Below are 20399 nucleotides of genomic sequence, written 5' to 3' on the forward strand. Positions count from 1 at the left end.
GACCTTTCCCACCCGTAGCCGCGCGACAACGTCTACAAAAAAGGAATCGCTCTGGTCCGCTTGGCGGTTTGGTTTTGCGCTGCTGTCTAGCAGACGGGCTCAACGTCCATGCTCTCGGCAACGTCATTGACTGCATCGGCAGCGGGAGCGCCCGGCATACGCACGAGCTCCATATGCTGCTCCTCAAAAACCGTGCCCATGGGGAAGGCTCGACGGAAGACATAGCGAGCAACCGGGCCGGCCACCAGCAGATTCCAAGGCAGGGCCATGACAAAGTTGCGCGGGATGTTGATGAGCCACATCATCGGCAGCATCTGCAGGTTGGCGAGCGGGCCGCCGGGCATGTGGAACAGGCCCTCACACGCACCGTAGAGCAACATGATGATGACCATAGGAACGACCATGCAGGAGCTAACGGCGAGCGTCATGGCAAGCGGCGAGCTCTTGCCTGGCGTGACCAAATACTTAAAGGCGAAACCCTTGGCAAGGGGGCTGGCAACAAACCAGTCGCAGCACATGGCAAAAATGTAGGCAACGGGGAAGCCGAGCCACGCGGCGGCAACAACCTCGCCGTTGATGGCCCCATGCTGCAGGGCAACGTTGTAGATGCTCATCCAGAGCACCATGCAAAAGCACATGATAAAGGTGAACAGCAAGCTCTCTCGTTTGTTAATAGGCATGAAGGGCAGATTCCTCTCTGTGTTGCGTCGCGGCGCCGCCAACAAAAACGGGCGGGCGAGATGGAGCTGTTGGGACTTCATCTCGCCCGCCCGTGTTACGTGCGTCTGCGACTACTTATGTGGTGGAACCAGCCTAGCACGAAACGCATGCGCTTCGTAAGCGTTGGGTTTATGAAGATGCCGAGTCATTCGCGCAGGGCAGCAGATGCGCCCGCATCGGCCCAACGAGCGTGGATTATCGGACACCCATTCCACGAGAGTGGATAATCTCCCGTTTTAAGTCCGCATACGCGCCAAAAGTGGGAGACTATCCACTCTCGTGCGTTGTAGTCGTTGGACGTTCTTAAATAACCAGTCGTTTAAGAACGTCCCCAACGACTACTCAACAACAATGGCAACGCCGATGTAATGGGACCAACAGCGAGCGACGTCCAGGGCGAACAAGTTGGCATGAAAAAGGCAAGGCGTAGACCTTCTGGTCATGCCTTGCCTTTTGAATGACAAATTGTCGCCCTGGGCGGCGCGCAGCGTCAACTGGTTACGCGGTTCGTAGAACCGCGTAACTCTTAATACATCTTTGCGCCGGCGGGGATGGAGGCGTCGAGCTGGATCAGGTTGAGGCGCTCCTCGCCCTCCTCCTCGTGGATGGCACTGATGAGCATGCCGCAGCTGGGGATGCCCATCATCTTGCGCGGAGGCAGATTGGTGATGGCGAGCAACGTCTTACCGACCAGGTCCTCGGGCTCATAGTAGCCATGAATGCCGGAGAGGATGGTGCGGTCGGTGCCGGTGCCGTCGTCGAGCGTAAAGTTCAGCAGCTTCTTGGACTTCTTGACGGCCTCGCATGCCTTGACCTTCACGGCGCGGAAGTCGCTCTTGGAGAAGGTATCGAAGTCGACGAACTCCTCAAACAGCGGCTCAACGGCAATCTTGGAATAATCAACCGTGGGCTTGAGCGGCTTGACGAACGGGCTCGCGGCGTTGCCGGCCTCGGCAGCCTTGGCGGCAGCGGCACCGGACTGGAAACCCTTCTCGGGCTTCATGTGCGGGAACAGCAGCACGTCGCGGATGGAAGCCTGGTTGGTAAGCAGCATAACCACGCGGTCGATACCGATGCCGATGCCGCCCGCGGGAGGCATACCGTACTCGAGGGCGCGCACGTAGTCTTCGTCATACTCCATGGCCTCATCGTCGCCGCCGGCCTTCTCGGCCATCTGGGCGGCAAAGCGCTCAGCCTGGTCGACCGGGTCGTTGAGCTCGGAGAATGCGTTGGCGTACTCGTGACCGGCAATAACCAGCTCAAAGCGGTGCGTCAGGCGCGGGTCGTCCTCAAAGCGCTTGGCAAGCGGGCTGACCTCGATGGGGTAATCGCACACGAATGTGGGGTTGACGATGGTGTCCTCGCCCAGCTCATCGTAGATCTCGGCGATAATCTTACCGGCGGTCCACTCGGGCTTAATCTCCAGGCCCTTCTCGCGCGCGGCGGCAGCAAGCTCCTCGACCGGCGTATCGATGGTGACCTGCTTGCCGAGCACGTCGGAGACGATGTCGGTCATGGGACGGCTGACCCACTCACCAGAAAGGTCGATGGTCTGGCCCTGGTACTCGATGACCTCGGGGTTGCCGATGGCTTTGTTGGCCGCCTTGATGACGCCCTGGGCAAGCGCCTTCATGCCCTCGAGGTCGGAGAAGGCGCGGTAGGCCTCCATGGTGGTGAACTCGGGGTTGTGGGTGAGGTCCATGCCCTCGTTGCGGAAAATGCGGCCGATCTCAAAGACGCGCTCAAAACCGCCGACGATGCAGCGCTTGAGGTGCAACTCGGTAGCGATACGCAGGTAGCACTCCTGGTCGAGCGCGTTAAAGTGGGTAATGAACGGCTTGGCCGTGGCACCACCCTGGATGGTCTGCAGGATGGGCGTCTCGACCTCCATGTAGCCGTCGGACTCCATAAAGCGGCGGAAGGTGGAGAGAATCTGCGAGCGCTTGCGGAAGGTCTCGCGAACGTCGTCGTTGGCGATCAGGTCGACATAGCGCTGGCGATAGCGGGTCTCCTTGTCGGAAAGACCGTGGAACTTCTCGGGCAGCGGACGAACGGCCTTGGAAAGCAGGGTCGCACTCTTTGGGGCAACGGAAAGCTGGCCGCGCTGGGTGCGCACGACCACGCCGGTCACGCCCAGGATGTCGCCCAGGTCGAGGGCCTTGAGCGTATTCCAGGCGGCCTCGTCCATGTCGTTGATGCGACAGAACAGCTGAATCTCGGCAGTCGCATCGCGCACGACGATGAACATGATCTTGCCCTGACCGCGCTTGGCGACCACGCGGCCGGCGATCTTCACGACGTCCTCGGTGTCCTCGCCATCGGCAAGCCCGGCGTACTTAGCCTCGATATCGGCGACGTAGTCCTCAAGCTCAGAGTGCTCGGGATAAGGGTTCTGGCCCACCTCGAACAGGGCGGCGCGCTTGGCCAGGCGGGTGGCGCGCTCGTCGTTGAGCGTCGATGCCTGATCGGCGGCGTTCTGGTTCTCTGCCATAAGTTAGCTCCTCAAATTAAAACGCTCCCCAGGATTCGGTCCCAGGGAGCGAAAACATACCTTTACGCGGGACCGTGGTCTAGCGTGCGATCTTGGCGATGGTGTAGACGCGAGTCTTGCCGGAAGGCGTAACGACCTCGACGGAGTCGCCCTCGCCGTGACCGATGATGGCATGGCCAACCGGAGACTCGTTGGAAATCTTGTGCTCGAGCGAGTTGGTCTCGGTGGTACCGACGAGCGTGACTTCCATGACCTCACCGTTGGGATCAATCAGAGAAACGGTGGAACCGATGGAGACGGTCAGATCGCCCGTGGTGGCAGCAACCTGAGCGTTGGCGAGGATGGCCTGGATCTCGGCAATACGAGCGGCGTTCTGGGCCTGCTTGTCCTTGGCGGCATCGTACTCGGAGTTCTCCGAAAGGTCGCCGAACGCGCGGGCTTCTTTGATGTCCTCGACGATCTCCTTGGCGTAATCGCCCTCACGCCAAGCGAGCTCCTCGACGAGCTTCTGGCGACCCTCAGCGGTCAGTACGATCTGGCTTGCGTCCATACGGATATCTCCCCAACTCTGATCAAACAATCAACTGTCAACAAAACGAAAAAGACCGGCTAGCCTGCGGGCAAGCCGGTCAGGTGCTCACCCCAAAGGGATGGGACTACTCTGCGTCCGCGTCGCTGTCCTCTGCCTGCTTCTTCTTGGCAGCAGCGAGCTTGGCCTCGAGCTCAGCGATCTCCTTGTCCTCCTCGGACTGCTCGACCACGACCTCCTCGGCCTGCTTGGTCTCGGCCTTATCGTCGCCCTCCATACCCTCGCGGATATTCTTGACGGTAGAGCCGAGGGACTTGCCGAGCTTCGGCAGGTTCTTAGGCCCGAAGATGATCAGGACAACGACGAGAATAATGATGAGCTCAGGAGCCCTCAGTCCAAACATGTAGACCTCCACAATACAGCGAGACAAGCTCGAATGAGTATACCGCGGGTATCGCGGTATCACAACAATAGCTAAAAAAAGGGACCGCAAGAAGCGGTCCCTCCTCATGCTCTGGTCGGGTTGACTGGATTTGAACCAGCGACCCCTGCGTCCCGAACGCAGTGCTCTACCAAACTGAGCCACAACCCGTTAGCTCGACTATAGTAACAAAGATTTCCGCCACGTGCTAGATAATTTTTTATTTCTTTGGCGCGTCGATCTGAACCGTGTTGGAAATGAGCTCCGTTGCGCAGGCCCACCAGCCATTTTGCTGGGCAGCGCCGGCAAGCCTTTCGGCCGTGGCGGCGGTGTCGCACATGGCAAACGAGCAGGCGCCCGATCCGCACACATCTACAGCAACGGCGCCGTCCTGTTTATGCAGCCAATCGAGAACCGTTTGAATCTGCGGCTCCATCTGTGCGGAAATGACACCCAGGTTGTTATGGATGAGCGCATATGCCGTCTCGGCATCACCAGCACGCAAGGCAGAAGCCATCGCGCCGGGCTTGTCCGCAGGCACCGGGGCCTCGTCAAAACGTCGATAGGCTTCAATTGTCGAAACGCTCGCCTCCCGCGGCTTGACCAGCACGACGGGTGTCGCGGGCAGCACGGGGTACTCGGTTGCCAGCACGTCTCCCCCACCCACGTAGAACGCAGGGCTCGCGTGCAAAAAGAACGGGACGTCAGCACCAATGCCCCGCGCAATATCGTCGAGCGCGGAATCGGTGCGGTCAATTCCCCAGAGCTCCGCCAAGGCGACAATGACCGCGGCCGCATCCGTCGAGGGGCCGCCCAAGCCGGCGCACAATGGAATGTGCTTCTCAATCGTCACGTAGATGTTTGCCTCGCGACCATAATGCTCGGCCATAGCAACCGCAGCCCGATACGCCGTATTCTTTTGCATGGGAAAATCTGATGCCGGAACCGTCTGGACGGTCAGCGCCTGTGCCGGCGTGACCGTCACGGTATCGGAAAGACCGATGGCTGCCATCAGGGAATCAACCCTGTGGTAGCCGCGGTCATCGCGCTCGGTATGAACCCCTAGGTAGAGGTTAATCTTTGCCGGCGCGGAAAGAGTCAGGGACCGATCGGTCACCGTTAATGCTCCTCGAGCTGATTGCCGAGCGGGGTAAAGATATGCTCGCCGCTCTCGGGGTCGAACAGCTCAACCTGACCGGTGAGGACATCGATATACTGATAAGACTGACGCGACTTGCGGCCGCGACGCTCGTCAACCTCGACGATAAAGACGGCGGGGTGGACGCTCTTGATGGTGCCCATGCGCTCGACGACGCGGGTGCGGCCCATGTTGGCCTTAACCTTGACGCGATCGCCCACCATATCGGTCAGCTTCTCGTGGATGTCGTCGACGTGATTGACTTCCATCTCTTCCATGAACAGGGCCTCCAGAAGGTGCAATTCAAAAAGGGGATAATACCCCTAAGATAGACAAAACTCTAATACTATAGCACCCTGCTGCCACCATACGCAAGTAGCTAAATAAGCCCCGTCCCAAATACGTACCAGACGACAACCTCGCATGACCAGTTGTTACGCGGTTTGGTAAAACCGAGTAACCTAAAGGTTGTCCGTGTCCAGGACGATGGTGAACGGGCCATCGTTGACCAGGTCGACCTTCATGTCGGCGCCAAAGATGCCATGTGCCACGTGCTCGACATCTTGGGCAACGAGCGTCAAAAAGTACTCGTAAAGCTCGTTGGCGACATCGGGCGCGCCGGCATCCGTAAACGATGGGCGGCGGCCGTGACGGCAATCGGCGAACAGCGTGAACTGCGACACCACGAGCACCTCGCCGTCGACATCGGCAAGTGCCAAGTTAGTCTTGCCGTTCTCGTCCTCGTTGATGCGCAAGCCGCGGAGCTTGCCCCACAGCTTATCGGCCTCGGCGCGCGTGTCGCCGTGGCCCACGCCCAGCAGCACCAGATAGCCGCTCCCAATTTTGCCCACGCACTTGCCGTCGACCGTCACGCCGGCGTTGAGCACGCGCTGCACCACCGCACGCACAGCCTACTCCTCGCCCGTCAGTTTGGCGGACAGATGCTCAAGCGCGTGGAAACGATGACTGATGGCGTTCTTCTCGTCCGCCGTCAGCTCAGCCATGGTCTTGCCCGGCGTGTCGACCGGCAGGAACAGCGGGTCGTAGCCAAAGCCGTGATCGCCGCGGCCCTCGTGTGCGATAACGCCCTCGCAGGCGCCCTCGCCATAGGTGACCAGACCATCCGTGTCGATGAGCGCGACGACGCTCATAAAGCGCGCGGTGCGGTCCTCGTCCGCCACGCCTTCCAGGTTAACGAGCAGCTTGGCATTGTTGGCGGCATCGTCGCCGTGAACGCCCGCGTAGCGCGCGCTATACACACCGGGCTCACCGTCCAGCGCGTCAACGACCAGGCCCGAATCGTCGGCAATGGCCATGAGCCCCGTCTCTTCGACGGCAGCCTGCGCCTTGATGATGGCGTTCTCCAAAAACGTCGTGCCGTTTTCCTCAGGGTCCTCAAAATCGCCCAGCTGGCCGAGCGCCACAAAGCGCACCTCGGGCATGACCTTGCCCAAAATGGCCTCGATCTCGGTGAGCTTATGAGCGTTTCCTGTTGCCACGACGATGGTCGCCGCCGGGTCGAGGGTGTCGATGTCGATCTTCTCAAGTGCCATGAGTGGTCTCCTTGTCTCTATAGCAATGCCGCGCCGAGGGCGGCGAGGGCCTCTGCCTCTCCCCTCTCAATCAACGGCAGTCTTGTGTCTAGACGTCTCCGCAGATAAAACCTACCAAAATAAATCTGTCCCTTTTTGGCTGGTTAGGCGAGGACTTGGCGCTGGAGCTCGATGAGCTCGGCGATACCCTTGTCGCCCAGGTCGAGCAGGGCGTTGAGGCGTTTGCGGTCGAAGGGCGCCTGCTCGCCGGTGCCCTGGAGCTCGATCATCTCACCGGTGTCGGTGGCGACGAGGTTCATGTCGACCTCGGCATGGCTGTCCTCGGAATAATCGAGGTCAAGCAGTGTATTGCCGTCGACAACGCCCATGGAGATGGCAGCCACCTGGCCGGTAAGCGGGATGCGCTCGATCTTGCCTGCCTCGACCCACATGGCGAGGGCGTCGTGCAGCGCCACCCAGGCGCCGGTAATGCTTGCCGTACGTGTACCACCATCGGCCTGGATCACGTCGCAGTCGACGGTGACGGTGTACTCGCCGAGCGCCTTCATGTTGACGACGGTACGCAGGCTACGGCCAATGAGGCGCTCGATCTCCATGGAGCGGCCTTTGCGGTTGGCGTGCTCGCGCTTGCAGCGCTTGCCGGTCGATGCCGGTAGCATGGCGTACTCCGCCGTTACCCAGCCGGCCTTGGCGCCCTTGCGCCAGCCCGGCACGCCCTCCTCGATAGTAGCGGCGCACAGCACGCGCGTGTCGCCGAACTCGGCCAAACACGAGCCGTGGGCGTGCTTCATGACGCCACGGGTGAGCTTAACGGGGCGCAGCTCATCGGCGGCGCGGCCGTTGGCGCGGTTGACCTGCATGTACTCCATAGAAATATCCTTTCGGCAAAAGGTGAAAGTGAGCCTTTGGTCGGTGGCCTTACATCTATTTCAGCTCATCGATATCGATATGTTCTATGCTCTTGAGCGGCTGTCCAAAGATAAAGCTGCCCGCCACCGCAAACTCAGCAATGTTATCGGCCGTCGTGGCAAAACGATGCTGCGGCTCGGCGGCGTCGCCCGCCAGCTGCTCGCGGCGCGTGAGGATATCGGTCAGCTCGCGGGTGGTTTCCTCGGCAGAACTCACCACGCGCACCCCGGACCCCAGTGCATGGCGAATGGGCCCCACCAGCAGCGGAAAATGCGTGCATCCAAGCACCACGGTATCGATGCCGCGATCGTGCAGCGGCTCAACCGTGGCGCCGACCAGCGCGCGCACGGCAGGCGTATCAAAGATATCCTCGTTCTCGAGCCACTGCTCCTGCAGGTGCGCACCCGACGCGAGCTCGTGCTCGACGACCTCGACAAAACTCGAGGCAGGGCAGCCGTACACGTCCACGCCGGCATCCAGGTCTTGGATGGCGCGCGTGTAGGCACCCGAACGGATGGTGAGGTTAGTGGCGAGCACGCCCACGCGGCGCGTGCGGGTGCTGTTGATGGCCGCACGCGCGCCCGGCGCGATCACGCCGATCACAGGAACGTCGAGCACCTGCTGGGCCAGACGCAACGCCGCGGCCGTTGCCGTGTTGCAGGCGATGACCATAATCTTGACGTCGTGCCTCGAAAGCCAGCGCCCCGCCTGCAGCGCAAACGAGCGCACCTCATCCTCGGTGCGAGTGCCGTAAGGGCAGCGCTTAGTATCGCCAAAGTAGTAAACAGACTCGTGCGGAAGCGCCGTGGCAATTGCCCGTGCGACCGTCAGGCCGCCCAGGCCCGAGTCGAACACGCCGATGGGGCGCGTGTCCCCGGCCAGATTCTCGATATCGGACATTACCTCACCAGATTCTCTCTCGAAAAATGCGGCCACGCGTGATGCGTCGCGCTATGAACGGGCCGCAACAAGCAGCTCAGCCGTTGCCACCCAGCCGTCGACAATCTTGCCGCGGGTGACAAAGGCGTTGTCGCAGGCGTCCAGGAACTCGGGCGCGCCGGCGCTGGTCAGACCGTTCTCGACCAGGCAGAACGTGCCCACGTGGTCGGCCATGTAGAAATCGGACTCGGAATCGCCGAGCGCGAGCGTCTCCTCGCGCTCGATCCCTAGGTGCTCGCAGAAGCGCGCGACCGCCACGCCCTTGTCGAGACCCGCCGGGTTGATGTTAAAGGCGCGACCGTCCTCGACGCGATCGAGCTCGAGCGTCGTCGGCTTGGACAGATGCGTCAGGTAGCCATTGCAGGCCCAGACCAGACCGCAGCCGGCCTCGTCGAGAATGGCCTGGGCCTCATCATCGGGAATGTCGCCACGCATGCCGACGGTGACCTCACGGTATTTGTAGCCGGTCGACATGTCGTTGTGGTACTCGATCTTGTGCGGCCAGCGAGCAAGGATCTTCTCGCACACGCCGGTCTGCTCGATCACCTGGTGCGGAGTAAGGCCGCAGGCGGGGTCGTAAGGCATGTCGCCGGTCAGATACTCCCAATCGTTGGCTTTGAGGTCGTACATGACCAGGCCGCCCATCTCACCAATGTAGGAGTTGAGGCCGAGCACGCGCGCGTCCTCGTGGATCATGGTACGGTTGCGGCCCGAGGTGGGAACCACCTGAATACCAGCGCGAGCGAGCGCCACGACGGCCTCGACGAGTTTGGTCGAGGGGTTGCCGTCGTTGTCGCGCAGCACGCACGAGCCGGGCGCGAGCATGGTGGCGTCCAGGTCGGTAAAGACGTACTTGACCTTGGCCAAGCGCTCGCGCATCTCGCCCGAAAGCTCGGCAACGGTCGGCAGGGTGTTGTGGGACATGGTTACTCCGTTTACGTAGAAGGGTTTGGACTTGGACGGCATGTTTTGATTGAGGGAACACGCTTATGGCGACAGCGTACTCAGGGCGCCGCCGCCATCATGGTTCATTAGTCAAACTGGGTAACATCGATCAGGCGATTGGCCAGCGAAAGGTCGCTCTCGATGGGCACGAATTCGTCGCCCACGTGCATGAGCTCCTCGTCACCCTTTGCCAGCAGCAAGACAATGGTGGGAGCATCGGGGTTGACGTACTCCTCGCGCGCCGCCTTGAACGCCGCATGCACAGCGGCTTCGCGATCGAGGATGATCTTGTTCGGCGTATCGTCGGGAACATGTTCGGCAAGCTCGCGACAGACCTTCATCGGGTCCTCGTGAGCTGGATCCTCGTTCGTAAAGATCATCAGGTCGGAATATGGTGCGGCCTCGCGTGGCAATTGCTCGCGGCGCTCCTGAGCCTTGCCGCCGGCGGCGCCAAACAGCGCAATGACGGGGCTGGCGGGAAACGCACGCTTGACCGACGAGAAAAGCGAACGGAACGAAAGCTGGTTGTGCGCATAGTCAACGACGCAGATCACGCGGCCGTCCTTCGACTCCACGACCTCCATACGGCCCGGCACACGCAGTTTGGAGAGGCCCTTCTTGATGGCATCGATACCGATGCCGATCTCGCGCGCAGCGGCGATAGCGACCAGCGCGTTCTCCACGTTAAAGTCTCCCGCGATACCCAGCAGGACCTTCTCCCCCGCCTCGGACTCGTCGGCACACAGGCCATGCAAGTTGAACTCGATGCTAAAGCCGACCATGCGTACGTCGCTCGCCCACAGGCTTGCCTCGGGATGCTCGACGCCAACGGTCACCAAGCGCTCGGCCGTCGACGCTGCCTCCAGCACACGGTCGACCTCTTCGGTGCCCAGATTCACCACGGCGGTCTTTGCCTGGTCAAAGATCCTGAGTTTGCTCTCAAAATAATCCTCGAAGGTCGGGTGCTCGATCGGCGAGATGTGGTCGCGGCCGATGTTGAGGAAGCACGCCACGTCAAACGGCAGGTTCTCGACGCGCTGGTACTTGAGCGCCTGGCTCGAGACCTCCATGACCATGGACTGGCGACCGGACATGCGGCAGTTGGCGATATGGCGCCAGACCTCGGGGGCCTCGGGCGTAGTATTGGTGCTCTCGTAGCACTCGATACCATCGTCGGTACTCACCGAGCCGATCATGCCGCAGGACTCGCCCGCCGCTTTGATGATGGACTGGAGCATAAAAGCGGCCGTGGTCTTTCCCTTGGTGCCGGTGATGCCCACGATCTTGACGTCGTGGTCGGGACGGTCGTAGACCTCCGGCGGCAACAGGGCCATGGCCGTGCGAACACTATCAACAACAAGCATCGCAGCACCGCTCTCCTTCGCCAGCGGCTCCAGAGACTCGACCAGCGACTCCTCGCACACAAATGCGACGGCGCCCGCATCGAGCGCCATGCTCAAAAACGCGGGCTTAAAGGCAGCACCTTTGCAAAAGAATACGTCACCTGCCGAGACCGCGCGCGAATCAAACGAGCAGCCGGTCACGGCACGCTCGTCAACCTGCTCTGATGCGCGCAGCTCGCCGCACACATCGAGAAGCTTGGCAAGCGTATCGACCGTGGTCACGGTCGCGGAATCCGAATGGTGCATCTTTCACCTTTCTCAGCCATTTGGCAGGGACGGTTTTCATAGTAACTGAAACGCGCCCACGCAAAAACGGCTCCCGGAGGAGCCGTTACGCGCAGGCATTCGTAGGCCGAGACTAGGCAGCCTGAACAGAAGGCTGGCCCTCGTCGATAAAGAAGCGCTTGTACCACACTAGGAACACGAGCGGCGTATAGATCTTGCGCTGGAAATCGCCCTTGCCCGCAAAGTGCAGATCGAGCAGGTGCATGAGCTCGTCGGTATTGAAGAACTCACTTGCCCACGGCGCGGTGAAGTACTCCTTGACATAGTCGTACCACTTTTGCTCGCGCAGCCAGTAGACAATCGGCACCGGGAAGCCCACCTTGGGACGGGTGGCCCACTCATCGGGCAGCGACTTGTTGGCAGCGTGGCGGAGTACCTGTTTGTTGCCGTTCTCGTTGATGCGGTAGCGGTCGGGAATGTGCTCGGCGAACTCCATGACTTTGCGGTCCAGGAAGGGCACGCGCAGCTCCAGCGAGTGCGCCATGCACATCTTGTCGGCCTTGAGCAGAATGTCGCCCGGGAGCCACATGTTCATGTCCAGGTACTGCTTCTTGACCAGTTCGGGCTGACCCTTCACGCGTGCGTAGATGGGTGCAGCGAGCTCGAAGGCGCCGTCGCCGGTGTTGTACTCGGGCTTGAGCACGCCGTCGACCTCGCGCTCCGGCCATACCAAAGCCTGTCCCAGGAACGACTTCTCGGGGATCTCGGCACCCTTGACCAGGAAGTTGTGGCCCTTGAAGTACGGCATGTGCAACGCCAGGTTTCCGAGCGCGCGACGGATGGGCAGCGGCACCATCTTTTTGTACTTGCGAACCGGAACCGTGTCCTCGTAGTAGGCGTAGCCGCCAAAGAGCTCGTCGGCACCTTCGCCCGAAAGCACGACGGTGACGTCCTTGCGGGCCATCTCGGCCAAGAACCACAGCGGCACGGAAGACAGGTTGGACTGCGGCTCGTCCATGTGATACTGGATATCCTCAAGCGCACCGAAGAACTCGTCGGCGGTAATCATCTTGCGAACGTTCTCGACGCCGAGCTTATCGGAAAGCTCCTTGGCGTAGTTGGTCTCGTTGAAGTTCTTGTAGTCAAAGCCCACCGAGAAGGTCTTGTCGGGCATAAGGCAAGCGGCGATGTAGCTGGAGTCGACGCCACCGGAGAGGAACGACGCGACCTTGACGTCGGCGATGCGATGGGCCTCGACGCTCTCGTGCACGACCTCGTCCAGCTCGTCGACATACTCTTCGAACGGCTTCTCGACGGCAGAGTAATCGCAATCCCAGTAGCGCTCGATGTTCATCTTGCCGGTCGGGATATCGACGGTAAAGTAGTGCGCCGGCGGCAGCTTGTAGACACCCTCGAAGAAGGTCTCCTCGGTTGCCGAATACTGCAGCGTCATGTACGGACGCAGGGCCTTTTTGTTGACCGCCTTGTGGAAGTGCGGGTATTCCAGGAAGCTCTTGATCTCGGAGCCAAAGAGCACGCCCGGAGCGCCGTCGCCCGCATCGGCCATGGGATAGTAGTAAAGTGGCTTGATGCCAAAGATGTCACGGGCGCCAAAAAGCTTGTTCTTCTTTTTGTCCCAGATGACGAAGGCGTACATACCGCGCAGGCGATCGAGGACGGCCTCGCCCCACTCCTCGTAGCCGTGCAGGAGGCTCTCGGTGTCGGCGCCGCAATGGAACTTGTAGCCCTTGGCTTCGAGCTCGGAACGGAGTTCTTGGAAGTTGTAGATCTCACCGTTGAAGACAATGACGACGCTACCGTCCTCGTTGGCCATAGGTTGGGCGCCAGCCTCGGTCAGGTCGAGGATCGACAGGCGGCGGAAGCCGAGGGCAACGCGGCCGTCGATAAACTGACCGCCCATGTCGGGACCGCGATGGACGATGCGGTCCATCATCTTGGTGAGCACCTCGGATTGGTTATCCGTCCCACCGACAAAACCGACAAAACCGCACATATACTATCCCCTCTGCTGTTGCTGGGCATCAAATCGAATCAGTAGCTTTTGAGTATACCCGAGGGCGTAAAGAGGGGCGGAATGTTCAGGCAATCTCAACTGAATCAGCTCCGCTGTGACACGCGCGAGTTACCTTTAATGGATATGAGGTGAATGAGGCGATTGTTTTGCTATACTCTCTCCGCACGGGCGATTGGCGCAACGGTTAGCGCAGGTGCTTTACACGCACAAGGCTGGGGGTTCGAATCCCTCATCGCCCACCACCGATTTGATAGGCTCCCAGCTATGGGGGCCTTTCCTTTTTCAGGCCCATCGCAGAGGGATTCGAACCCGCAAGGGTGCGGAGCTGAGGAAACGCGTAAGCGTTTTCCAGCGCAGCACGCGAGGGCCGCAGGCCCGAAGCGGAAGCGGGCGGCGAAGCCGCACGCGACATCCCTCATCGCCCACCACCGATTTGATAGGCTCCCAGCTATGGGGGCCTTTCCTTTTTCAGGCCCATCGCAGAGGGATTCGAACCCGACAGGGTGCGGAGCTGAGGAAACGCGAAGCGTTTTCCAGCGCAGCACGCGAGGAGCGGAGCGACGAAGCGGGACGCGGGCGGCGAAGCGGGACGCGGACATCCCTCATCGCCCACCACTGATTTGATAGGCTCCCAGCAATGGGAGCCTTTCTTTTTTGGGCCCAGCGCATGGGATTCGAACCCGCCAGCACGTCTGTCACAAAGGCTGTGGCCAAAAAACGGCAAATATGAGTACTGCTACTTTGTTTGCAACATATAAAAAGATAGTATTTGCTTAAGTTACGCAACATATGTCCATTATAGGGACTAACAATTGGATCAAAATCGTGCATTCATCGCCATTTCGACTTGCTATATGGCCTTATTAGTCCAAAATTGCTGCTACCAAATCGGTAACATTACTCATATTTGATGTTTTTGGCCAGCAGGTCTCCCTGCCTTAGCAAATCTAAGGCAAAACGGGCTCCAGACCGTTGAATCGTGCCGCATATGGCACACCCGCAGTCCGGAACCCGGTCCAAATTGAGTTATTGCGCCGCGTTAGCCCACGACACCCGACAGGATCTCGATCAGACTGTCCACGTCGGCTTCCTCGCAGACGAGCGGCGGCAGGAAACGCAGCGTATGGGCACCCGTAGCGTTAATCACGGCACCGGCGGCCAACGCGCGGGCAACAATATCATGCGCATCGCCTGCTGCGTCATCCAAGTCGCAGCCGAGCATCAAGCCGCGACCGCGCACCTCGGTAACGTGCGGTAACTTGGCGAGCTTTGCCTCCATATAGGCGCCTACCTTGGCAGCATGGTCGGCATAATCGCCGCGCACGAGCGCGGAGAGCGTCGCGGCGCACGCCGCGATGGCCAAGCAGCTACCGCCAAAGGTCGAACCGTGATCGCCGGGCTTAAACACGTCGGCGATCTCTTTCTTTGCCACCACGGCGCCCATAGGAACGCCGTCGGCGATGCCCTTGGCAAGACTCATGATGTCGGGCTCCACGCCATAGGTCTGGTAAGCGAACGGTTTGCCGGAGCGGAACAGACCGCACTGGACCTCGTCGGCGATAAGCACGGCGCCCACTTCGTGTGCTAGGTCGCGCGCCGCCGCCATAAACTCCTCGGTCATGGGGTGCACGCCACTCTCACCCTGGATCGGCTCGAGCATCACGGCACAAATTTCGCTTCCCAGCTGCTCAAAGATTGCACGCAGTTCATCGACATCGTTGGGCGTGCAGGCCACAAAGCCACCCGGCAGCGGGCGGAAACTATCCTGCAGCCAATCCTGCATGGTGGCGGCAATGGTCTCGAGCGTACGGCCGTGGAAGCCGCCGCGCATGCACACGATAGTGTTGCCGCCGTTACCGGCACGCTTGGCGTACAGGCGCGCAAGCTTCATTGAGCCCTCGTTGGCCTCGGCGCCGGAGTTGGCAAAGAAGGTCTTCCACACCTGCTCGTCCGCAGCCGGGGCACCAAGAGCAGCTGCCGTGGTCTCATCGCCGGCGGCAATGGCATCGGCAAGCACGCGCGCACCATCTACGTCGTCGTTAGCAAGCTTAGACAGCAGCGCCGCGACCTGTCCACGCTGCTCGATGTAGAAGTAATTGGAGACATGCAGAAGCTTTTTGGTCTGAGCCTCGAGCGCCGAGAGCACAGCCGGGTTGCCATGACCTAGGCTGCACACGCCGATGCCAGCGAGAAAGTCAAGATACTCACGACCATCGTCACCGGTGAGCTTCATACCGTGACCTTCGACAAACTCGACCGGCGAGCGACCAAAGGTATGCATAACGTAATGGGATTCGAGCGATTGTTGAGTTGCAAGTGACATGGGATGCCTTTCGTTGGGCGCCGTACGGCGCAGGGCTATGGATGCAGGGACGCGACAACTGCGGGTCAGCTAGACCATCTGAAGCTTCTCGACCTCGTCGAGGTTCTCGGTCAGACGCGCAGCAAACGTCGAAAGCGGATGCGGATGCGTATCGAACTCGTAAGCCGTCTCGGTGGAATGAATCACGGTGCCGACGCCGGCATCGGTCAGCAACTCCAAGAGCAGCGAATGCGGCGTCGTGCCGTTGATGATGTGGGCTCGGAACACGCCAGCGGTAAGCGCGTCGACAGCCGCACGAAGCTTGGGGATCATGCCCTTATCGACCTCGCCGCCGCAGAGCATCTCATTGACCTCGTCGAGCGTCAGGTTGGAGATAAGTGAATCCTTGTCACTAAAGTCCTTGTACAGGCCGTCGACGTCGGTCAAGAAAATCGCCTTGTGCGCGTGGAGCGCTGCCGCAACGGCACCGGCGGCGGTATCGGCGTTGATGTTGAAGAAGCCACCGTCCTCCCCCGCCGCGACCGTGGCGATAACGGGAATGTACTCGCTGTCGAGCAAACGCTCGATATAGTCGGTGTTGACGTGCGTGACCTTGCCTACGCGGCCGAGCTCTGGGTCGAGTGGCTCGGCGATAAGGGTACCGGCGTCGCTGCCCGACACGCCCACGGCCAGGTTACCATGGTGGTTGAGCGCCGCGACCAGCTCCTGGTTGACCTTACCGCCCAGCACCTCGCGCACGATATCCATGGTGGCAGGCGTGGTCACACGCTGGCCGTTCTTAAACTCGACGGGGATGTCATAGTGGCTGAGCGCCTCGTTGATGGCCTTGCCGCCACCGTGCACGATAACAGGGCGCATGCCGATGATCTTGAGCAGGACGATGTCGCTCATCACGTCACGACGCAGCTGCTCGTCGACCATGGCGGCGCCGCCGTACTTGATAACGACCGTCTTACCGGTCAGATTCTTAATCCACGGCAGCGCCTCGAACAGCAGCTGCGCGGTAACTTCATTGGATTCGCTCGAGCGACAATCGCGTGCGAACTTCATAGTCTGCCTCGTCTTTCGTGTAGCAATCGCGCCGCACCTCGTTGCCCGCGATTGCAGCGGGACGCGCGGCACATCGGGAGTCTAGGAACGGTAGTCGCCGTTGATGGAGATGTACTCATGCGTGAGGTCGCAGGTCCACACGGTCGTTGCCGCGTCGCCTGCGCCCAGGTCGGCCGAGATTACGATCTCGGGCGCCTCGAAACGTCGCAAGGCCTCGTCCTCGTCAAAGGGAACAGTCAGGCCATCGCGGCAAACGGGCATACCCATCATGTCGATTGAAACGTCTTCCTGGTCAAACCGCACGCCGCACTTGCCGAGCGCCATGGCAACGCGGCCCCAGTTGCAGTCGTGGCCGGCGATGCAGGTCTTAACGAGCGGCGAGTTGGCAACGGCACGGGCGGCGATATCGGCCTCCTCGTCGTTCACGGCGCCGGTAACGTTGACCGTAACAAGCTTGGATGCGCCCTCGCCGTCAGCGGCGATGTTGCGCGCCAGGCTCTCACACACCTCGTGCACGGCAAATGCCAACTCGTCAAAGGCATCGGAGCCCTCGACGATAGACTCGGCATCTGCGGCGGCGCCGGAGGCAAGCATGATGCAGGTGTCGTTGGTCGAGGTGTCGGAATCGACCGTTACCTTGTTAAAGGTCTGCTTGACGGTCGAGAGCAGCAGGGCATGAAGTGCCGCCGGCTCGACGGGGGCATCGGTAGTGATGACCGCGATCATGGTGGCCATGTTGGGCATGATCATGCCCGAGCCCTTGCACATGCCGCCCACCGTATAAACGCTGCCCGCATGGCCCGCGGCCTCGCTGCGGTAGCGAACGGCGTATTCCTTGGAATGCGTATCGGTCGTCATGATCGCGCGAGCGGCATCGGCGCCACCGTGAGCGGAGAGCGCCTCGTAGGCAGCAGGAATGGCGGTCTCAAACGTGTCGATCGGCAGAATCTGGCCAATCACACCCGTGGAGGCAACCAGAATCTGCTGGGGCTCGCAGCCGATGACCTGCGATGCGATGCTGCACGTCTCGCGCGCGCATGCAAGGCCGGTCTCACCCGTGGCGGCGTTGGCATTGCCAGAGTTGACCGAAACGCCGGCGATGATGCCGTAGCCCTTGTCGGCACCGCCCAGGTTGGCGCGGCTCACCTGCACGGGCGCCGCGCAAAAGCGATTGGTGGTAAACACGCCGGCACCGGGACAGGGTTTATCGGGCACGACGAGGGCGTAATCCAGGCGCTCGGGATTCTTGCGGAACCCAGCGTGGATGCCTGCGGCTTTAAAACCAGCCGCAGCCGTAACGCCACCCTCGACAGCGCGAATCTTGATATCAAACAGCTCGGTATTCATCGTCTTTATGACTCCTTATGTCAAACAAAAAACGGACATCGGTTGGTGCGCCATGCCAGTCGTGATCATGAAACCAGCTTAAGAGTGGCGCCCCACTCGATGCCCGACTACCAAATCGTTAACAATCGAATGTGCTACACCGGGCACGCCACTGTGGGCAAGCCTCGTCGCTCGTCAAAACCAAAGACGATATTGGCGCACTGGACCGCCTGGCCTGCTGCACCCTTACACAGATTGTCGATGGCGCCCGTCGCCACCAGCACGCCGGCGCGCTTGTTGAGCGCGAGGCCGATCTGGGCGGCGTTGGTGCCGACGACCGAAGCCGTCTTGGGCTGCTGACCGGCATCGAGTACACGCACGAAGGTGCGACCGGCGTAGAACTGCTTGTAATGGTCGACAACGTCCTCAAGGGTCAAGGTATCGATAGCCTGTGGCGTAAGCGGCATCGTTACCGTAGAGAGTAGACCGCGCTTGAGCGGTGCCAGGTGCGGGGTAAAGACGACGCGATCGGTTAGGCCCAAGATCTGCTCAATTTCGGGCGTGTGACGGTGCTTGCCCACGCCATAGGCCTCCAGGTTTTCGTCCGCGCTGCAAAAATGCGTACGGGCGTTACAGGACTTACCGGCACCCGTCACACCGCTGATAGCGTCAACGATCACGGGGCCACTCTGGGCAACCCAGCCGGCGCGCACGGCGGGCGCGGCGGCAAGGCTCGTTGCGGTGGGATAGCAACCGGCGCAGGCGACCAGCACGGGTTTGCCATCGGCATGGTCGGATGCGGCGGCCTCCAGGTCCTGGCAGAACAGCTCGGGCAGACCAAAGGCACGGGTCTTGAGCAGCTCGGGGCTCGTGTGCTCGGCGGCATACCAGGCCTCAAAGGTGACCGGGTCGCTCAGGCGATAATCGGCCGAAAGGTCAAAGCAGGAGACACCCGCGGCGAGCAGCGCAGGCACCTGTGCCATGGCGGCAGTGTGCGGCACGGCAAGAAAGACCGCATCGCAGCTCTTGAGCTCGGGGGCGTCATGCGTGGTAAAAACCAGATCGCTTATGCCAGCAAAGCTCGGGTACACCGCGGACAGCGGCTGGCCAGCATCGGCGTTGGACGTAATGGCAACAAGCTCAAACTCGGGATGGCCGAGAATGAGGCGAATAAGCTCGGCTCCGGCGTATCCCGCCGCGCCGACGATTCCAACCTTCAAAGACATATCAGACTCCTTGTCTGCGATTTATGCACCGATGCGCATTTCTCAGCAGTCGTTATGAGGTGGGTTGAAACTTTAGCACCAAAAGATGCATGAACACATAAATGGCTTGCATATTCATGCATTGAAACATTCCCGACACATTCGCTTGAAGGAATTGACAAATGGAGCGGGCCCCGTATTGACCGGCGCTCCTAACGGCGCCGGGCAATACGGGGCCCGCCCATGCGAAAACCAAGTTGTTAGGATGAGCCAGCTGGCTAGAGCTCGACCGGCACCCATTCGTCGTGATTGCAGATAAATGCCTCGGAATCCTCGACGCTAAAGAAGACAAGCGCGGGGTCGTTAGGCCCCTCATAGTGCTCGCCCAGGTGCTCTAGATGCTTCCACCCGGCTTCGCGCATTTCGTCTAAAGCCCGGTCATCCAAGCCGGCACGCCCGCGCAAGATGAGCCAGCCATGGCCCGGCCACCAACTCGTGGCCTCAAAGCGCTGGTTTTGCAGCAGCTCTTGCCACACATCTTTGGTGCGCGCTGTTACAAACCACAGCTTGCCATCCTGAATCTGCGCAAACGAAAACGGACGCACATGAGGCTGTCCGTCAACGCTCGTCGCCAAATACCATGCCGGTACCGACGTCAGATACTCCAAAACCGTATTCAATCCGTCCACGTTTCCTCCTGTACTAGCTAGTTTGGGAGCCTGGTTTGTGTGAGCTAGAGCTCCAGACGCTCTTCGCTGCCGTCGATATCGCAGAAGCGCGCGGCAATGTTGCGGACCGAAAAGAAAGCAAGGCGGCCGTCGTTGGCACTCTCGTGTTCCTCGCCGATGCCCACCATGTGCTTAAAACCCGCTTGACGCACCTTGTCGCTCGCAACTGCGTCGTCCTCAAGTGCGGCCTCGCCGGTCAACACGATCCAACATTCCCCCGGCTTCCAGCCCGAGAGCTCAAACTTGGGATTCGCACTCAACTCCGCCCACACGTCTTTGTCGCGCGACGTGCAAAACCACAGTTTGCCGTCATCGACCATGGCAAACGAAAACGGCCTCACGCGGGGCTGGTGCCCGTCGCTCGCATCGGTCGTGGCAAGATACCACGCCGGAATGCGCCTGAGATACGAACAGGCGCGCTCAAGCTGAGCCGTGCGGTCGTTGTCGGTCATAGGGACC

At 60.5% G+C, this 20399-nt stretch carries 19 protein-coding genes and 2 tRNA genes; 1 reads left to right on the forward strand and 20 read right to left on the reverse strand.

Annotation, left to right across the window (positions count from 1 at the left end):
- Window positions 1-86: 86 nt before the first annotated feature.
- From DW123_RS00435 to asnB, 14 genes are all read right to left on the reverse strand, one after another.
- Window positions 87-680, reverse strand: coding sequence for a DUF2798 domain-containing protein (locus tag DW123_RS00435; RefSeq protein ID WP_118272920.1), 594 nt, complete (start codon window positions 678-680; stop codon window positions 87-89).
- 566 nt (window positions 681-1246) lie between these two features.
- Window positions 1247-3211, reverse strand: a complete 1965-nt coding sequence (gene lysS / locus DW123_RS00440; protein WP_118272921.1) for a lysine--tRNA ligase — start codon at window positions 3209-3211, stop codon at window positions 1247-1249.
- Between the two features lie 79 nt (window positions 3212-3290).
- On the reverse strand, window positions 3291-3761 hold the full coding sequence (greA, locus tag DW123_RS00445) for a transcription elongation factor GreA (RefSeq protein ID WP_006234960.1): 471 nt from the start codon (window positions 3759-3761) through the stop codon (window positions 3291-3293).
- A 106-nt stretch (window positions 3762-3867) separates the two neighbouring features.
- The gene (gene tatA / locus DW123_RS00450) at window positions 3868-4143 is read right to left on the reverse strand and encodes a twin-arginine translocase TatA/TatE family subunit (protein ID WP_022094895.1); all 276 of its coding nucleotides are present in this window, start codon (window positions 4141-4143) and stop codon (window positions 3868-3870) included.
- A 112-nt stretch (window positions 4144-4255) separates the two neighbouring features.
- Window positions 4256-4332, reverse strand: a tRNA-Pro gene (locus DW123_RS00455).
- A 49-nt stretch (window positions 4333-4381) separates the two neighbouring features.
- Window positions 4382-5278, reverse strand: a complete 897-nt coding sequence (gene ispE, locus DW123_RS00460; protein WP_233539367.1) for a 4-(cytidine 5'-diphospho)-2-C-methyl-D-erythritol kinase — start codon at window positions 5276-5278, stop codon at window positions 4382-4384.
- A 2-nt stretch (window positions 5279-5280) separates the two neighbouring features.
- Complete coding sequence (locus DW123_RS00465; protein ID WP_006234957.1) at window positions 5281-5577, reverse strand: Veg family protein; 297 nt, start codon at window positions 5575-5577, stop codon at window positions 5281-5283.
- A gap of 183 nt (window positions 5578-5760) precedes the next feature.
- Window positions 5761-6207 (reverse strand): D-aminoacyl-tRNA deacylase, encoded by a 447-nt coding sequence (dtd, locus tag DW123_RS00470; RefSeq protein ID WP_118098979.1) that lies wholly within the window; start codon window positions 6205-6207, stop codon window positions 5761-5763.
- A 3-nt stretch (window positions 6208-6210) separates the two neighbouring features.
- On the reverse strand, window positions 6211-6852 hold the full coding sequence (gene rdgB, locus DW123_RS00475) for an RdgB/HAM1 family non-canonical purine NTP pyrophosphatase (protein WP_022094898.1): 642 nt from the start codon (window positions 6850-6852) through the stop codon (window positions 6211-6213).
- Window positions 6853-6995: 143 nt separating this feature from the next.
- The gene (gene rph, locus DW123_RS00480; RefSeq protein ID WP_118272922.1) at window positions 6996-7721 is read right to left on the reverse strand and encodes a ribonuclease PH; all 726 of its coding nucleotides are present in this window, start codon (window positions 7719-7721) and stop codon (window positions 6996-6998) included.
- Between the two features lie 55 nt (window positions 7722-7776).
- Window positions 7777-8661 (reverse strand): glutamate racemase, encoded by an 885-nt coding sequence (gene murI, locus DW123_RS00485; RefSeq protein WP_117743105.1) that lies wholly within the window; start codon window positions 8659-8661, stop codon window positions 7777-7779.
- A 51-nt stretch (window positions 8662-8712) separates the two neighbouring features.
- On the reverse strand, window positions 8713-9624 hold the full coding sequence (locus tag DW123_RS00490; RefSeq protein ID WP_118272923.1) for an HAD family hydrolase: 912 nt from the start codon (window positions 9622-9624) through the stop codon (window positions 8713-8715).
- 107 nt (window positions 9625-9731) lie between these two features.
- Window positions 9732-11294: a Mur ligase family protein gene (locus DW123_RS00495; RefSeq protein WP_118272924.1), complete on the reverse strand. Its 1563-nt coding sequence runs from the start codon at window positions 11292-11294 to the stop codon at window positions 9732-9734.
- A 112-nt stretch (window positions 11295-11406) separates the two neighbouring features.
- On the reverse strand, window positions 11407-13287 hold the full coding sequence (asnB, locus tag DW123_RS00500; protein WP_118272925.1) for an asparagine synthase (glutamine-hydrolyzing): 1881 nt from the start codon (window positions 13285-13287) through the stop codon (window positions 11407-11409).
- A 187-nt stretch (window positions 13288-13474) separates the two neighbouring features.
- Here asnB and DW123_RS00505 point away from each other — a divergent pair.
- Window positions 13475-13550: transfer RNA gene (locus tag DW123_RS00505), tRNA-Val, on the forward strand.
- Between the two features lie 797 nt (window positions 13551-14347).
- Here DW123_RS00505 and DW123_RS00510 read toward each other — a convergent pair.
- The 6 genes from DW123_RS00510 to DW123_RS00535 form a co-directional block, all read right to left on the reverse strand.
- On the reverse strand, window positions 14348-15631 hold the full coding sequence (locus DW123_RS00510; RefSeq protein WP_118272926.1) for an aspartate aminotransferase family protein: 1284 nt from the start codon (window positions 15629-15631) through the stop codon (window positions 14348-14350).
- 69 nt (window positions 15632-15700) lie between these two features.
- A complete protein-coding gene (gene argB / locus DW123_RS00515; protein WP_118272927.1) occupies window positions 15701-16681 on the reverse strand; it encodes an acetylglutamate kinase in 981 nt (326 codons plus the stop codon).
- A gap of 81 nt (window positions 16682-16762) precedes the next feature.
- Complete coding sequence (argJ, locus tag DW123_RS00520) at window positions 16763-18028, reverse strand: bifunctional glutamate N-acetyltransferase/amino-acid acetyltransferase ArgJ (protein WP_199570164.1); 1266 nt, start codon at window positions 18026-18028, stop codon at window positions 16763-16765.
- 134 nt (window positions 18029-18162) lie between these two features.
- The gene (argC, locus tag DW123_RS00525) at window positions 18163-19233 is read right to left on the reverse strand and encodes an N-acetyl-gamma-glutamyl-phosphate reductase (protein WP_118272929.1); all 1071 of its coding nucleotides are present in this window, start codon (window positions 19231-19233) and stop codon (window positions 18163-18165) included.
- A 257-nt stretch (window positions 19234-19490) separates the two neighbouring features.
- Window positions 19491-19901 carry a pyridoxamine 5'-phosphate oxidase family protein gene (locus DW123_RS00530; RefSeq protein WP_118272930.1) on the reverse strand — a complete coding sequence of 137 codons (411 nt, stop codon included), beginning with the start codon at window positions 19899-19901 and terminating at the stop codon, window positions 19491-19493.
- Window positions 19902-19945: 44 nt separating this feature from the next.
- The gene (locus tag DW123_RS00535) at window positions 19946-20392 is read right to left on the reverse strand and encodes a pyridoxamine 5'-phosphate oxidase family protein (RefSeq protein ID WP_118272931.1); all 447 of its coding nucleotides are present in this window, start codon (window positions 20390-20392) and stop codon (window positions 19946-19948) included.
- Between the last annotated feature and the right edge of the window lie 7 nt (window positions 20393-20399).

The organism is Collinsella sp. AM10-26 (genome assembly GCF_003472525.1).
Taxonomy (GTDB): domain Bacteria; phylum Actinomycetota; class Coriobacteriia; order Coriobacteriales; family Coriobacteriaceae; genus Collinsella.

Excerpts from the sequence above, each read along its gene's own strand:
- DW123_RS00435 (WP_118272920.1), bottom strand. The coding sequence starts at position 680 with ATGCCTATTAACAAACGAGAGAGCTTGCTGTTCACCTTTATCATGTGC.
- lysS (WP_118272921.1), bottom strand. The coding sequence starts at position 3,211 with ATGGCAGAGAACCAGAACGCCGCCGATCAGGCATCGACGCTCAACGAC.
- greA (WP_006234960.1), bottom strand. The coding sequence starts at position 3,761 with ATGGACGCAAGCCAGATCGTACTGACCGCTGAGGGTCGCCAGAAGCTC.
- tatA (WP_022094895.1), bottom strand. The coding sequence starts at position 4,143 with ATGTTTGGACTGAGGGCTCCTGAGCTCATCATTATTCTCGTCGTTGTC.
- DW123_RS00465 (WP_006234957.1), bottom strand. The coding sequence starts at position 5,577 with ATGGAAGAGATGGAAGTCAATCACGTCGACGACATCCACGAGAAGCTG.
- rdgB (WP_022094898.1), bottom strand. The coding sequence starts at position 6,852 with ATGGCACTTGAGAAGATCGACATCGACACCCTCGACCCGGCGGCGACC.
- rph (WP_118272922.1), bottom strand. The coding sequence starts at position 7,721 with ATGGAGTACATGCAGGTCAACCGCGCCAACGGCCGCGCCGCCGATGAG.
- murI (WP_117743105.1), bottom strand. The coding sequence starts at position 8,661 with ATGTCCGATATCGAGAATCTGGCCGGGGACACGCGCCCCATCGGCGTG.
- DW123_RS00490 (WP_118272923.1), bottom strand. The coding sequence starts at position 9,624 with ATGTCCCACAACACCCTGCCGACCGTTGCCGAGCTTTCGGGCGAGATG.
- DW123_RS00495 (WP_118272924.1), bottom strand. The coding sequence starts at position 11,294 with ATGCACCATTCGGATTCCGCGACCGTGACCACGGTCGATACGCTTGCC.
- asnB (WP_118272925.1), bottom strand. The coding sequence starts at position 13,287 with ATGTGCGGTTTTGTCGGTTTTGTCGGTGGGACGGATAACCAATCCGAG.
- DW123_RS00510 (WP_118272926.1), bottom strand. The coding sequence starts at position 15,631 with ATGTCACTTGCAACTCAACAATCGCTCGAATCCCATTACGTTATGCAT.
- argB (WP_118272927.1), bottom strand. The coding sequence starts at position 16,681 with ATGAAGTTCGCACGCGATTGTCGCTCGAGCGAATCCAATGAAGTTACC.
- argJ (WP_199570164.1), bottom strand. The coding sequence starts at position 18,028 with ATGAATACCGAGCTGTTTGATATCAAGATTCGCGCTGTCGAGGGTGGC.
- argC (WP_118272929.1), bottom strand. The coding sequence starts at position 19,233 with ATGTCTTTGAAGGTTGGAATCGTCGGCGCGGCGGGATACGCCGGAGCC.
- DW123_RS00535 (WP_118272931.1), bottom strand. The coding sequence starts at position 20,392 with ATGACCGACAACGACCGCACGGCTCAGCTTGAGCGCGCCTGTTCGTAT.